Below are 13,912 nucleotides of genomic sequence, written 5' to 3' on the forward strand. Positions count from 1 at the left end.
GGTCGCTCTCCTTATCCCTGTACCGGCTGGGTGATTGCCGTGATCTGCTCATGATGATAACGCCCGGTTTTCAGGCTGCTCGGCCCAAGGCGGGCGAATTTGAACATCAGGTACATCTCAGCCACCAGGAACATTGTGTAGAGTCCGCAGATCAGGATCATGGAGAACAGCAGATCGCCAACGGTCAGAGAGGAGTTGGCCACCGCAGTCGGCAGAACTTCACCGATAGCCCACGGCTGACGACCATACTCCGCCACAAACCAGCCTGATTCGATAGCGATCCACGGCAACGGAATACCAAACAGCGCCGCTTTCAGTAACCAGCGATTTTTACCGATGCGGTTACGCAGTACGCTCCAGAACGCCAGCGCGATAATGCCCAGCAGCAGTACGCCACACAGCACCATGATGCGGAAGGCGAAATAGAGCGGGGCGACACGCGGGATAGAGTCCTGCGTCGCCTGTTTAATCTGCGCTTCGGTTGCATCAGCCACGTTGTCGGTATAACGCTTCAGCAGCAGACCGTAGCCGAGATCCTGTTTGTGACTGTTGAACGCATCACGCACCGCCGGATCCTGGCTGCCACCGCGCAGCTCATTCAGCAGGGCATAGGCTTTCATGCCGTTGCGGATGCGCACTTCATGCTGTGCCATCAGATCTTTCAGGCCGGTGACCGGCGTATCGGTTGATCGGGTGGCGATCAGGCCCAGCAGCCAGGGGATCTGTACTGCGTATCGGTTCTCCTGAGTTGCCTGATCGGGCAGGCCAAACAGGGTAAACGAGGCCGGTGCCGGCTGGGTTTCCCACTCCGCTTCGATAGCGGCCAGTTTGGTTTTCTGCACGTCACCCATTTCGTATCCTGACTCATCGCCCAGAACGATGACTGACAGTACCGCCGCCATGCCAAAGCTGGCTGCGATAGCGAACGAGCGTTTAGCAAAGGCGAAATCACGGCCTTTCAGCATGTACCAGGCGCTGATGCCCATAATAAACATCGCACCGGTGGTGTAACCGGCTGCCACGGTGTGCACGAATTTCACCTGCGCGACCGGGTTCAGCACCAGCTCTGAGAAGCTGACCATCTCCATGCGCATGGTTTCGAAGTTGAACTCAGAGGCGATCGGGTTCTGCATCCAGCCGTTAGCCACCAGAATCCACAGCGCCGACATGTTTGAGCCCAGCGCCACCAGCCAGGTGACGGCGAGGTGCTGCACTTTGCCCAGGCGATCCCAGCCAAAAAAGAACAGGCCAACAAAGGTGGATTCCAGGAAGAACGCCATCAGACCTTCGATGGCGAGCGGCGCGCCGAAGATATCGCCGACGTAGTGAGAGTAATATGACCAGTTAGTCCCGAACTGAAATTCCATGGTCAGGCCGGTGGCGACACCCAGCGCAAAGTTAATACCGAATAACTTGCCCCAGAACTTCGTCATATCTTTATAGATTTGTTTGCCGCTCAGGACATATACCGTTTCCATGATCGCCAGCAAGAACGCCATACCCAGCGTTAAAGGGACGAACAGAAAATGGTACATCGCCGTTAAGGCAAACTGTAACCGCGACAGCTCGACGATATCTAACATAAGGACTCCTTGCTCCTCGCTTTGTCTCCGTCACGCGCGCGATCAGATCGAACGCAATCAGAGTCAGCAACGACTGTTTATTGATTCCAGTTTTTTATTACCCGCAGAACAGGTCTGTGAGCTGCCCGAACAGGCGAGTAGCGAATGAAGCAGCTCAGAAAATTGTCAATCAGCGCTTTCGTTAACGCGTGCTTTAACAGGAGGAAAGCGGGTGTAATCCCGGGTTGAGCAGACGTTTGAAAATTTGTGTAAAAGGCTGGATTGATGCAGCGCAATTTACGCCCTTAGCGTTGCGCTTTGCCAGAGATATAGTTGGATATAAGTCGCGATTAATTGATCTGGATTAACGCAATAAGTTTCCAGATAGGGTCAGGTAGGTTTCTTGTTAATGAGATGTCAGTAATGAAATAAAGCGCGAAGAAATAATTTACCTTTGACACTTTTCCTTAACGTGATGAGCCGCAGACCGGTTATTTCACCGCGCACTCTTCTCTTTAGCTTCCTGCGTTATAGCTCTCATTTACAGGCATAAAAAAAGCCACCCGAAGGTGGCTTAGTCTCAGATGACGCTGACTTATTTAGCAGGTAATACGGCTTTAACTGCGTCACCGATATCCGCCAGGCTGCGGACGGTTTTCACGCCTGCCGCTTCCAGCGCAGCAAATTTCTCATCTGCTGTACCTTTACCACCGGCAATGATGGCGCCAGCATGGCCCATACGCTTGCCTTTTGGCGCGGTGACGCCAGCAATGTAGCCTACAACCGGCTTGGTCACGTGCTCTTTAATGAAGGCTGCAGCTTCTTCTTCTGCGCTACCGCCGATCTCACCGATCATCACGATAACTTCAGTCTGTGGATCATCCTGGAACATTTTCAGGATGTCGATGAAGTTAGAGCCTGGGATCGGGTCACCACCGATGCCAACGCAGGTTGACTGGCCGTAGCCGATATCCGTGGTCTGCTTAACCGCTTCATAGGTCAGGGTGCCTGAACGTGACACGATACCGACGCGGCCCGGCTGGTGAATGTGGCCCGGCATGATGCCGATTTTACATTCGCCTGGGGTGATAACGCCTGGGCAGTTTGGACCGATCATCCGCACGCCTGCTTCATCCAGCTTCACTTTCACGGTCAGCATATCCAGGGTCGGGATGCCTTCGGTGATGGTGATGATCAGTTTGATGCCCGCGTCGATCGCTTCCAGGATGCCATCTTTACAGAAAGGAGCCGGAACGTAGATCACAGTGGCGGTCGCGCCTGTTGCTTCTACCGCTTCGCGAACGGTGTTGAACACCGGCAGGCCGAGATGGGTCGTGCCACCTTTGCCTGGCGTCACGCCGCCAACCAGTTGGGTGCCGTATGCCAGCGCCTGCTCAGAATGGAAAGTCCCCTGGCCACCGGTGAAACCCTGGCAAATGACTTTGGTGTTTTTGTCGATCAGAATGGACATTATTTACCCTCCGCGGCAGCAACAACACGCTGTGCGGCGTCTGTCAGGCTGGTTGCTGCAATGATGTTCAGACCGCTGTCCGCCAGTTTCTGGGCGCCCAGCTCGGCGTTGTTACCTTCCAGACGTACCACAACTGGTACGTTCACACCCACTTCAGCGACTGCGCCGATGATGCCGTCGGCAATCAGGTCGCAGCGTACGATACCGCCGAAGATGTTAACGAATACGGCTTTAACCGCATCGTCAGACAGGATGATTTTGAAGGCTTCGGTCACGCGCTCTTTGGTTGCGCCGCCGCCGACATCAAGGAAGTTGGCCGGTTGACCGCCGTGGTGTTTAACGATGTCCATGGTGCCCATCGCCAGACCTGCGCCGTTAACCATACAACCGATGTTGCCTTCCAGCGCAACATAGTTCAGTTCCCACTGTGTAGCATGGGCTTCACGCGGATCTTCCTGGCTTGGATCGCGCATTTCGCGCAGCTCTGGCTGACGGAACAGGGCATTGCCATCGGCACCCAGTTTGCCATCCAGGCAGATCAGGTCGCCCTGTTTGGTGATCACCAGCGGGTTGATCTCAACCATCGCCAGATCGCGCTCCAGGAACAGTGTCGCCAGACCCATGAAGATCTTGGTGAACTGGCCAACCAGCTTGCCGGTCAGGCCAAGTTTGAACGCCAGCTCACGACCCTGATAAGGCTGCGGGCCGGTCAGTGGATCCAGCGCCATTTTGTGGATCAGGTGCGGGGTCTCTTCCGCCACTTTTTCAATTTCCACGCCGCCTTCAGTTGAGGCCATGAAAATTACGCGACGTGTTGCGCGATCGACCACAGCGCCCAGATAGAGCTCCTGATCGATATCGGTCGCCGCTTCAACCAGAATCTGGTTTACCGGCTGGCCGTTTGCGTCTGTCTGATAGGTAACCAGGCGTTTGCCCAGCCAGTTTTCAGCAAAAGCGCGAATCTCTTCTTTGCTGTTAACCACTTTCACACCGCCCGCTTTACCGCGGCCACCGGCATGAACCTGACATTTAACTACCCACGGGCCTGCGCCAATTTTAGAGGCTGCTTCTTCCGCTTCACGTGGTGTAGTACAGGCGTAACCCGTTGGTGCCGGCATGCCATACCGTGCAAACAGTTGTTTCGCCTGGTATTCGTGTAAGTTCATGATGTTCTATCCATTCAGGTCTGAAAAGAGTAATGAGGTTGGGCGCGCGGCAAGGCGCGCCCGGTGAAAATCAGACATCCAGCAGCAGGCGCGCCGGATCTTCCAGCATCTCTTTCACTGCAACCAGATAACCAACTGATTCACGGCCATCGATCAGACGGTGGTCGTAGGAGAGCGCCAGATACATCATCGGCAGCACCACAACCTGACCATTGACCGCCATCGGGCGATCTTTGATGGCGTGCATGCCCAGGATGGCGCTCTGCGGTGGGTTGATGATCGGGGTGGACATCAGTGAACCAAAGACGCCGCCGTTGGTAATGGTAAAGTTACCGCCGGTCAGATCCTCAACTGTCAGCTTGCCGTCACGGCCTTTCACTGCCAGCTCTTTGATTTTCTTCTCGATGTCCGCCATGCTCAGCGCATCCACGTCACGCAGGACGGGTGTAACCAGACCACGTGGCGTAGAGACCGCAATGCTGACGTCGAAGTAGTTGTGGTAAACCACATCTTCACCATCGATAGAAGCATTCACTTCCGGATAGCGTTTCAGCGCTTCAACAACCGCTTTGATGTAGAAGGACATAAAGCCCAGACGTACACCGTGACGCTTCTCGAAGGCCTCACCATACTGCTTACGCAGATCCATGATGGGCTTCATGTTGATTTCGTTGAAGGTGGTCAGCATCGCGGTGCTGTTCTTCGCTTCAAGCAGACGCTCGGCAACACGCTTACGCAGACGGGTCATCGGCACGCGTTTTTCGCTGCGGTTAGCCACTGGCTGCTGCGCGGCGGCCGCATCAGCAGCTGGCGCAGCGGCTTTAGCAGCCTGCGGTTTGTTAGCCAGATGTTTTTCAACATCTTCACGGGTCAGACGACCACCAACACCGCTGCCTTTGATCTGCGAGGCATCAAGATTGTGCTCTGCAATCAGACGGCGGATAGCCGGGCTGAGCGCATCGTTGCTCTCTTCTTCCAGTGACGCAGTCTGACGCTGAGCCGGGGTAGACTCTTTGCTTTCAGACTTCGCGCTGCTCTCTTTACCGGCGCTGTTGCCCTCTTTCAGACGACCCAGGATCTGGCGGGAAGTGACGGTGGCGCCCTCTTCTTCCAGAACGGCTTCCAGGATACCGTCCGCAGAGGCTGGCACTTCCAGTACAACTTTGTCAGTTTCGATTTCGACCAGCACTTCATCGCGAGTGACTGCATCGCCTGGTTTTTTATGCCAGGTTGCCACAGAGGCATCGGCAACCGATTCAGGCAGGTCGGGAACGAGAATATCTACGCTACTCATTATCTTTCCTTTTAATTAATTAACGTTCAGCGCGTCATTAACCAGGTCTTGCTGCTGTTGTTGGTGTACGGACATGTATCCCACGGCCGGTGAGGCGGATGCCGGGCGGCCTGCATAACGTAAGGTGGCACCAAACGGCACAACTTCACGGAAATGATGCTGACTGCAATACCAGGCGCCCTGATTCAGTGGCTCTTCCTGACACCAGACAAAATCCTGCACGTGAGCATACGCTTTTAATGCTTCCTGTACCGCGTGATGCGGGAACGGATAGAGCTGCTCGATGCGCACGATAGCCACATCGGTCTGCTCATTTTTACGACGCTGCTCCAGCAGGTCGTAATAGACTTTACCGGAGCACAGCACGACGCGTTTCACGCCCTGCGGATCCAGATCATCGACTTCGCCAATCGCAGGCTGGAAGCTGCCGTTAGCCAGTTCATCCAGCGTGGAGATCGCCAGCGGATGACGCAGCAGTGATTTCGGCGACATCACAATCAGCGGACGGCGCATACCGCGCAGCGCCTGACGACGCAGCATATGGTAAACCTGCGCAGGGGTAGACGGCACGCAGACCTGCATGTTCTGCTCAGCGCAGAGTTGCAGATAACGCTCCAGGCGCGCAGAGGAGTGCTCTGGCCCCTGACCTTCATAACCGTGCGGCAGCAGCATCACCAGGCCACACATCCGGCCCCATTTCTGCTCACCGGAGCTGATGAACTGGTCGATAACAACCTGTGCGCCGTTGGCGAAGTCACCAAACTGCGCTTCCCAGATGGTCAGGATGCGCGGCTCTGCGGTGGCATAACCATATTCAAAGGCCAGTACCGCCTCTTCTGACAGCACGGAGTCCCACACTTTGAACTGGCCCTGACCGCTGTGCACGTGGTGCAGAGGGGTATAGGTTGAGCCGTTCGCCTGATTATGGACTACCGCGTGACGATGGAAGAAGGTTCCGCGACCGGTATCTTCACCCGACAGACGCACCGGAATGCCTTCATCAACCAGCGTGGCGTATGCCAGATTTTCCGCGCCGCCCCAGTCAAAGGCTTTCTCGCCTTCAGCCATCAGGCGACGGTCGTTGTAAATCTTGGCAACACGCGACTGCACTTCCACCTCTTCAGGCACCTGGCTGATACGCAGCGCCAGCTCCTTCAGACGTTTCATGTCGACCTGAGCCGGGTAAGGTTCATCCCACTCATGATTCAGGTAAGGTGACCAGGTAAAGGAGTGCAGGCTCATTGGACGCCATTCCGGCACCACGCACTCACCCGCATCCAGCGCGTCACGGTAGAGATTGACCATTTCGGTCGCATCTTCCTGCGTGGCAATGGCTTCACCTTCCAGACGGTCGGCATAGATTTTACGCGGCGTCGGGTGTTTTTTGATTTTCTGGTACATCAGCGGCTGGGTCGCACTTGGCTCATCCGCCTCGTTGTGACCATGACGGCGATAGCAGACCAGATCGATAAACACATCACGCTTAAAGGTGTTGCGATAGTCGAGCGCCAGACGGGTCACAAACGCGACCGCTTCCGGATCGTCAGCATTGACGTGGAAAATCGGTGCCAGCACCATTTTGCCGATATCGGTGCAGTAAGGGGTAGAACGCGCATCTTTCGGGTTGGAGGTGGTGAAGCCAACCTGGTTGTTGATGACGATGCGAACGGTACCGCCCACTTCATAACCGCGCGCCTGTGACATGTTCAGAGTTTCCTGAACCACGCCCTGGCCAATCACGGCCGCATCACCATGAATGGTGATCGGTAAGACTTTATTGCTGGCTGGCTCATCCAGACGATCCAGACGGGCACGTACTGAACCCATGACTACCGGGCTGACGATCTCCAGGTGCGACGGGTTAAACGCCAGCGCCAGGTGAACCAGACCGCCTTCGGTTTCCACGTCAGACGAGAAGCCCATGTGGTACTTCACGTCACCGGTGCCCAGATGCTCTTTGTGCTTACCGGCGAACTCGTCGAACAGATCCTGTGGCTTTTTACCCAGCACGTTGATCAGCACGTTGAGACGGCCACGGTGCGCCATACCCAGTACGACTTCACGGGTTCCGCTCTTACCGGCATGACGGATCATTTCGCGCAGCATCGGAACCAGTGCATCGCCGCCTTCCAGCGAGAAGCGTTTGGCACCCGGGAATTTCGCTCCGAGATATTTTTCCAGCCCTTCGGCCGCGGTCAGCTCTTTCAGGAAACCTTTTTTCTCTTCATTGCTGAAGGCTGCACGGCCCGCGACTGACTCAAGACGCTGCTGAATCCAGCGTTTCTCATCAGTGTTGTTGATGTGCATATATTCTGCACCGATCGAGCCGCAGTAAGTCTGAGTCAGCGCCTCGAACAGTTCGGCCAGCTTCATGGTCTCTTTGCCAATGGCAAAAGAGCCGACGTTAAAGCTTTCCTGAAAATCGGCCTCGGTCAGATCGTGAAAAGCGGGATCGAGATCGGCTACCCGGTCCTGTTTCCACAGACCAAGCGGGTCAAGATTGGCGTGCTGATGACCGCGGAAACGAAACGCGTTAATCAGCTGCAGCACTTTTACTTGCTTGGAGTTGGTTTCAGGATCGGAGACAGATGAGGTGTAACGAGATGCGTCTTTCGCCAGGCGACGGAAGTACTCACGTGTGGTGGAGTGAAACTGCTCAGGTTTCATTCCGGTGCCCGGTAACTGCTGGAACATCGAGCGCCACACTGCATCGACAGAGTCAGGATCGGTCAGGAAATCCTCATAGAGCTGCTCTATGTAAGACTGATTCGCGCCGGCCAGCCAGGAAGAGTCCAGCCAGGGCTTCATCGCGCTGTTCTGCATTGTGATCCCTTAAGCATTGCTATGCTTTTTTGAGGTTTCATTTGTTGCCGCTTTCGCGGTTTGCCGTAGTGAGTTCAGCGATACGAGCACTTTGCGCAGCGCGCGTGGCCCGTAAGGGAACCTTTGTAAACGTGGTAATCACCGCGCTTACAGAGGCTTCCGTAAAACACCGGGAACCTGAGGTTCCCGGCAGAAACTGCTTATGCGCCGCGCTGCAGCAGCATCGACTTGATATGGCCGATGGCGCGCGTCGGGTTCAGCCCTTTCGGACATACGCTCACACAGTTCATGATGCTATGGCAGCGGAATACGCTGAAAGCATCATTCAGATTGTCGAGACGCGCCTCGGTTTCGGTGTCGCGGCTGTCAATCAGGAAGCGGTACGCGGCCAGCAGGCCAGCAGGACCGATGAACTTCTCAGGATTCCACCAGAATGATGGGCATGAGGTTGAGCAGCAGGCACAGAGTATACATTCGTACAGGCCATCCAGGTGTTCACGCTCATCCGGCGACTGCAGATGTTCACGAGCTGGCGGATTTTCCCCATTATTCAACAGGAAAGGCTTAATTTTCTCATACTGTGCATAAAACTGGCTCATGTCTACAACCAGGTCACGCACCACCGGTAAACCTGGGAGCGGACGGATAACAATTTTCTGTTTGCCGTTGCCCAGCGCCGAGACGGGCGTAATGCAGGCCAGTCCGTTTTTACCGTTCATGTTCAGGCCATCGGAACCGCAGACGCCTTCACGACAGGAGCGACGAAACGCCAGGGTCGGATCTTTCTCTTTCAGGCGAATCAGTGCGTCCAGCAGCATCATGTCGCGACCATCTTCCGCTTCCAGGGTGTAATCCTGCATGCGCGGTTTGTCATCGACGTCCGGATTGTAGCGATAAATTGAAAACTCGAGTCTCATGATCGTCTCCGAAATTAGTAGGTACGCACTTTCGGCGGGAAGGCCGCGCGCAGTTTCGGCTGCATGTTCACCTCACGGCGCGTCATGCTTTCGGTTTCCGGGACATAAAGACTGTGGCACAGCCAGTTTTCATCATCACGATCCGGGAAGTCGAAGCGACTGTGCGCACCGCGGCTTTCGGTGCGATAGTTAGCCGCTACCGCCGTGGCAAAGGCCGTCTCCATCAGGTTATCCAGCTCCAGGCACTCAATACGCTGGGTGTTGAAATCCGGTGAGCGGTCATCCAGACGCGCTGACTTCAGGCGCTGGCGAATCTCTTTCAGCTCTTCCAGACCCTGTGCCATCGCTTCGCCTTCACGGAATACCGAGAAGTTATTCTGCATGCAGCGTTGCAGCGCTTTACGAATCTCAACCGGATCTTCACCCGTGGTGTTGTTTTCCCAGCGGTTGAAACGCGCCATCGCCCCGGCGATCTCATCTTCTGTGGCATCACGCAGGTCGCCCTGCTCCTGAATACTCGCCAGCAGATGCAGACCCGCTGCACGGCCAAAGACCACCAGGTCGAGCAGTGAGTTACCGCCCAGACGGTTGGCACCATGCACCGATACACAGGCGATTTCACCGACGGCGAACAGGCCAGGAATCACTACATCTTCGCCCTGCTCATTGACGCGCAGTGCCTGGCCGGTCACTTTGGTCGGAATACCGCCCATCATGTAGTGGCAGGTCGGAATGACCGGAATCGGCTCTTTAATCGGATCGGCGTGCGCAAAGGTGCGTGACAGCTCAAGGATGCCAGGCAGACGTGACTCAAGCACCTCTTTACCCAGATGATCCAGTTTCAGTTTGAGATGTGGACCCCACGGGCCATCACAGCCGCGACCTTCACGGATTTCAATCATCATTGAGCGCGCAACCACGTCGCGGCCCGCCAGATCTTTGGCGTTCGGCGCATAACGCTCCATGAAGCGTTCGCCATGTTTGTTCAGCAGATAGCCGCCTTCACCACGGCAGCCCTCGGTGACCAGCACGCCCGCACCGGCGATACCGGTTGGGTGGAACTGCCACATCTCCATATCCTGCACCGGTACGCCCGCACGCAGTGCCATACCTACGCCGTCACCGGTGTTGATGTGTGCATTGGTGGTGGACTGGTAGATACGGCCCGCGCCGCCGGTGGCCAGAATGGTCGCTTTCGCTTTGAAATAAACGGTTTCGCCGGTTTCGATGCAGATAGCGGTACAACCCACGACTGCGCCATCGGCGTTTTTCACCAGATCCAGTGCATACCACTCAGAGAAGATAGTGGTTTTGTTTTTCAGGTTCTGCTGATAAAGGGTGTGCAGCAATGCGTGACCGGTACGGTCAGCCGCAGCCGCCGTACGCGCCGCCTGCTCGCCACCGAAATTCTTTGACTGGCCACCAAACGGACGCTGGTAGACTCGACCATCTTCCAGACGCGAGAAAGGCAGACCCATGTGTTCCAGTTCCAGAATTGCTTCCGGTCCGGTTTTACACATATATTCAATCGCGTCCTGGTCGCCGATATAGTCGGAACCTTTGACGGTGTCGTACATGTGCCATTCCCAGTTATCTTCATGGGTATTACCCAGCGCAACGGTAATACCGCCCTGCGCAGATACGGTGTGGGAACGGGTCGGGAAAACTTTAGATAACAGGGCACAGCTCTGGCCGCCCTGGGAGATTTGCAGTGCGGCTCGCATTCCTGCGCCACCTGCGCCGATTACCACGGCATCGAACTCTCTGATTGGCAAACTCATTTACACACCCCACACCACAACAAATCCATAAATCGCATACCACAACAGCGCCACGACAATCACAAACTGCAACAACAAGCGGGTTGGCAGTGATTTAACGTAGTCTGTTAACACCTGCCACATGCCAATCCAGCCGTGGATCAGAATGGAGAACAGCGTCAGCAGCGTGAACACTTTGGTGAATGCGGAAGCGAAGAAGCCACGCCACAGGTCATAAGTCAGCGTGTCTGTCATCACCACGAAACCGAGGATATAGACGATGTAGAGCGTAATGAGAATTGCAGTTGCCCGCAGCAGCAGCCAGTCCTGAATGCCGTTGCGACCCAATGCGGATGCATTGCTTACCATACGAGGACTCCCGCCAGAATTGCCAGCACGACAGTGATCACAAAAGTCATATGAGCGGAACGCTTACCAACCTGCAGCGTTTCGGCCAGATAACCAAAATCCATCAACATATGACGAATCCCGCTCACCGCGTGATAGGCCAGCGCCGTTAAGATGCCCCACATAATGAACTTCGCGAAGAAGCCATCCATGATGGACGCAGCGTGCTGGAAACCTTCAGGAGAGGAGAGAGAGAGACCGAGCAGCCACAGCAGGATGCCAATGGCAACCAATGTGATTACGCCGGAGACGCGGTGAAGAATGGACGATATTGCAGTAACGGGAAACCGGATCGTCGAGAGATCCAAGTTGACAGGTCTTTGTTTTTTCACGGTTTTGCCCACACAGCTCTTTTTTATTTTGCTTCCTCCGGACCTGAGGCGGAGTCTAATCACAACGCGTGGCAGACTTTAACCGTCACCAAAAAAGCAACATCCAGTGTTAGTTGACGCGGTAGTAAACGCTGGGTGGCTCCTGGTGTCAGGGTGTTCCGGAGACCTGCCTGGAGTATAGGAGGATCACATTCTGATTACAATTCCCCTACAAACTCTTTGGTATATTTTAGGTGGAACAGTGATCCTACTCACGATTTTCACAATTGATACAATTTTAATTATCTGATTTGACAATAGTTCAACAATTCAGTTACAAACTAAGCCTGTAAATTCCTATGATGCGCAAAAGTTATGGGGATACACTTTCCCCTAAGCGCAAGTTATGTAACATTGCGATAATGAGCATTAAAAAGCATCAGGTTATTGGTTACCAAGAAGTTATGTCCTGACCGGATCTTTAACAACCGCGATATGCAGCATGTCCATGGCTCACCGGTTCCCGCTGGGAACGCGCCGCTCACTCTGTACCCTGCACCCGTTTTATCCCCGCAGAGTGATACTGTGTAGTTTTGCCAACCGCAACATGAACGCGTTTCAGGTGTCTAAAGATCCTTACCTACATAAGGCGCTATGGAGACGAAAATGACAGATAAAAAAGTAACGCTAACCCTGCAAGATGGAACATCTATTGAACTGGACGTGCTGAAAGGTACGCTGGGCCAGGATGTCGTTGATGTCCGCACTCTGGGTTCAAGTGGCCTGTTCACCTTCGATCCCGGTTTTACGTCTACCGCGTCCTGCGAATCTGCAATCACCTTTATCGATGGGGATGAAGGTATCCTGCTGCACCGTGGTTTCCCTATTTCTGAGCTGGCGACCCACTCTAACTATCTGGAAGTCTGCTACATCCTGCTGAACGGCGAAGCACCAAACCAGAAACAGTTTGATGAGTTCCGTACCACGGTTACCCGCCACACCATGATTCATGAGCAGATTACCCGCCTGTTCCACGGCTTCCGTCGCGATTCGCATCCGATGGCGGTAATGTGCGGTGTCACTGGCGCACTGGCTGCGTTTTACCACGATTCGCTGGATGTAAACATTGAGCGCCACCGCGAAATTGCAGCATTCCGTTTGCTTTCTAAAATGCCGACCATGGCAGCGATGTGTTACAAATATTCTATCGGCCAGCCGTTTGTCTATCCGCGCAACGATCTCTCCTATGCGGGTAACTTCCTGCACATGATGTTTGCCACGCCGTGCGAAGAGTATAAAGTGAATCCGGTGCTGGAACGCGCCATGGACCGCATCCTGATCCTGCATGCTGACCATGAGCAGAACGCCTCAACCTCTACCGTTCGTACCGCCGGTTCAAGCGGCGCGAATCCGTTTGCCTGTATCGCCGCCGGGATCGCCTCCCTGTGGGGACCGGCGCACGGTGGTGCCAACGAAGCGACCCTGCGTATGCTGGAAGAGATCAGCACCGTTGAGCATATTCCGGAATTTGTTAAACGCGCCAAAGACAAAAATGACTCCTTCCGTCTGATGGGCTTTGGTCACCGCGTTTACAAAAACTACGATCCACGCGCGACCGTGATGCGCGATACCTGCCATGAAGTCCTGAATGAGCTGGGTATGAAGGATGACCTGCTGGAAGTGGCGATGGAGCTGGAACACATTGCGCTGAACGACCCGTACTTCATTGAGCGTAAACTCTATCCAAACGTGGACTTCTACTCCGGTATCATTCTGAAAGCGATGGGTATTCCATCCTCCATGTTTACGGTGATCTTCGCGATGGCCCGTACTGTTGGCTGGATTGCACACTGGAAAGAGATGCACGACGAAGGCATGAAGATTGCCCGTCCACGTCAGCTCTACACCGGTTATACCGAGCGCGAATTCAGCTCACAGCTGAAAAAGTAAGGTTCGCAGGGCGGATAGGGATTTCCGCTTGATGTTGGTATAAAGCTGGGGGCAGTTAGCTGTGATACTGCGCCTGCGCAGAGAACACGGTCAGATCGGAAAGACGCAAAAGCCGTCATCCATGACACGCTCGGCCCGCGCGATTACGCACCTCATCCCTGAGGTGCGCCCGTTGCCGGGCCAACGCGTTGCGTTGTTCAAAAACGCTCCCGGCGTTTTTGTCCATGGCGCGGGACGCTTTCCTCCTCTG

General features: G+C 54.7%; 10 protein-coding genes. 1 reads left to right on the forward strand and 9 read right to left on the reverse strand.

The genetic code is table 11. From position 1 onward, the window contains the following. Window positions 1-11: 11 nt before the first annotated feature. The 9 genes from cydA to sdhC all read right to left on the reverse strand — a co-directional run bounded on the left by cydA (window position 12) and on the right by sdhC (window position 11,745). A complete protein-coding gene (gene cydA, locus PAG01S_RS06805; RefSeq protein ID WP_010260749.1) occupies window positions 12-1,583 on the reverse strand; it encodes a cytochrome ubiquinol oxidase subunit I in 1,572 nt (523 codons plus the stop codon). A 574-nt stretch (window positions 1,584-2,157) separates the two neighbouring features. Further along, entirely contained in the window at window positions 2,158-3,033 is an 876-nt protein-coding gene (sucD, locus tag PAG01S_RS06810; RefSeq protein ID WP_010260744.1) for a succinate--CoA ligase subunit alpha, read from the reverse strand. Beyond that, window positions 3,033-4,199: an ADP-forming succinate--CoA ligase subunit beta gene (gene sucC, locus PAG01S_RS06815; RefSeq protein WP_003853151.1), complete on the reverse strand. Its 1,167-nt coding sequence runs from the start codon at window positions 4,197-4,199 to the stop codon at window positions 3,033-3,035. Before sucC ends, sucD begins: the two co-directional genes overlap by 1 nt. A 70-nt stretch (window positions 4,200-4,269) precedes the next feature. Next, window positions 4,270-5,493: a 2-oxoglutarate dehydrogenase complex dihydrolipoyllysine-residue succinyltransferase gene (odhB, locus tag PAG01S_RS06820; RefSeq protein WP_010260740.1), complete on the reverse strand. Its 1,224-nt coding sequence runs from the start codon at window positions 5,491-5,493 to the stop codon at window positions 4,270-4,272. Window positions 5,494-5,508: 15 nt separating this feature from the next. Continuing rightward, a complete protein-coding gene (sucA, locus tag PAG01S_RS06825; RefSeq protein ID WP_010260738.1) occupies window positions 5,509-8,316 on the reverse strand; it encodes a 2-oxoglutarate dehydrogenase E1 component in 2,808 nt (935 codons plus the stop codon). Between the two features lie 200 nt (window positions 8,317-8,516). After that, window positions 8,517-9,233: a succinate dehydrogenase iron-sulfur subunit gene (locus tag PAG01S_RS06830; protein WP_010260736.1), complete on the reverse strand. Its 717-nt coding sequence runs from the start codon at window positions 9,231-9,233 to the stop codon at window positions 8,517-8,519. 14 nt (window positions 9,234-9,247) lie between these two features. Beyond that, entirely contained in the window at window positions 9,248-11,014 is a 1,767-nt protein-coding gene (sdhA, locus tag PAG01S_RS06835; RefSeq protein ID WP_022626042.1) for a succinate dehydrogenase flavoprotein subunit, read from the reverse strand. After that, a complete protein-coding gene (sdhD, locus tag PAG01S_RS06840) occupies window positions 11,015-11,362 on the reverse strand; it encodes a succinate dehydrogenase membrane anchor subunit (RefSeq protein ID WP_009091417.1) in 348 nt (115 codons plus the stop codon). Continuing rightward, a complete protein-coding gene (gene sdhC / locus PAG01S_RS06845) occupies window positions 11,356-11,745 on the reverse strand; it encodes a succinate dehydrogenase cytochrome b556 subunit (RefSeq protein ID WP_029519433.1) in 390 nt (129 codons plus the stop codon). Before sdhC ends, sdhD begins: the two co-directional genes overlap by 7 nt. Before the next feature lie 633 nt (window positions 11,746-12,378). On the opposite strand from sdhC, the gene PAG01S_RS06850 reads away from it, so the two are divergent. Further along, entirely contained in the window at window positions 12,379-13,662 is a 1,284-nt protein-coding gene (locus PAG01S_RS06850) for a citrate synthase (RefSeq protein ID WP_010260725.1), read from the forward strand. Window positions 13,663-13,912 lie beyond the last annotated feature (250 nt).

This window comes from Pantoea agglomerans NBRC 102470 (assembly GCF_001598475.1).
GTDB classification, from domain to species: Bacteria; Pseudomonadota; Gammaproteobacteria; order Enterobacterales; family Enterobacteriaceae; genus Pantoea; species Pantoea agglomerans.

Excerpts from the sequence above, each read along its gene's own strand:
- cydA (WP_010260749.1), bottom strand. The coding sequence starts at position 1,583 with ATGTTAGATATCGTCGAGCTGTCGCGGTTACAGTTTGCCTTAACGGCG.
- sucD (WP_010260744.1), bottom strand. The coding sequence starts at position 3,033 with ATGTCCATTCTGATCGACAAAAACACCAAAGTCATTTGCCAGGGTTTC.
- sucC (WP_003853151.1), bottom strand. The coding sequence starts at position 4,199 with ATGAACTTACACGAATACCAGGCGAAACAACTGTTTGCACGGTATGGC.
- odhB (WP_010260740.1), bottom strand. The coding sequence starts at position 5,493 with ATGAGTAGCGTAGATATTCTCGTTCCCGACCTGCCTGAATCGGTTGCC.
- sucA (WP_010260738.1), bottom strand. The coding sequence starts at position 8,316 with ATGCAGAACAGCGCGATGAAGCCCTGGCTGGACTCTTCCTGGCTGGCC.
- PAG01S_RS06830 (WP_010260736.1), bottom strand. The coding sequence starts at position 9,233 with ATGAGACTCGAGTTTTCAATTTATCGCTACAATCCGGACGTCGATGAC.
- sdhA (WP_022626042.1), bottom strand. The coding sequence starts at position 11,014 with ATGAGTTTGCCAATCAGAGAGTTCGATGCCGTGGTAATCGGCGCAGGT.
- sdhD (WP_009091417.1), bottom strand. The coding sequence starts at position 11,362 with ATGGTAAGCAATGCATCCGCATTGGGTCGCAACGGCATTCAGGACTGG.
- PAG01S_RS06850 (WP_010260725.1), top strand. The coding sequence starts at position 12,379 with ATGACAGATAAAAAAGTAACGCTAACCCTGCAAGATGGAACATCTATT.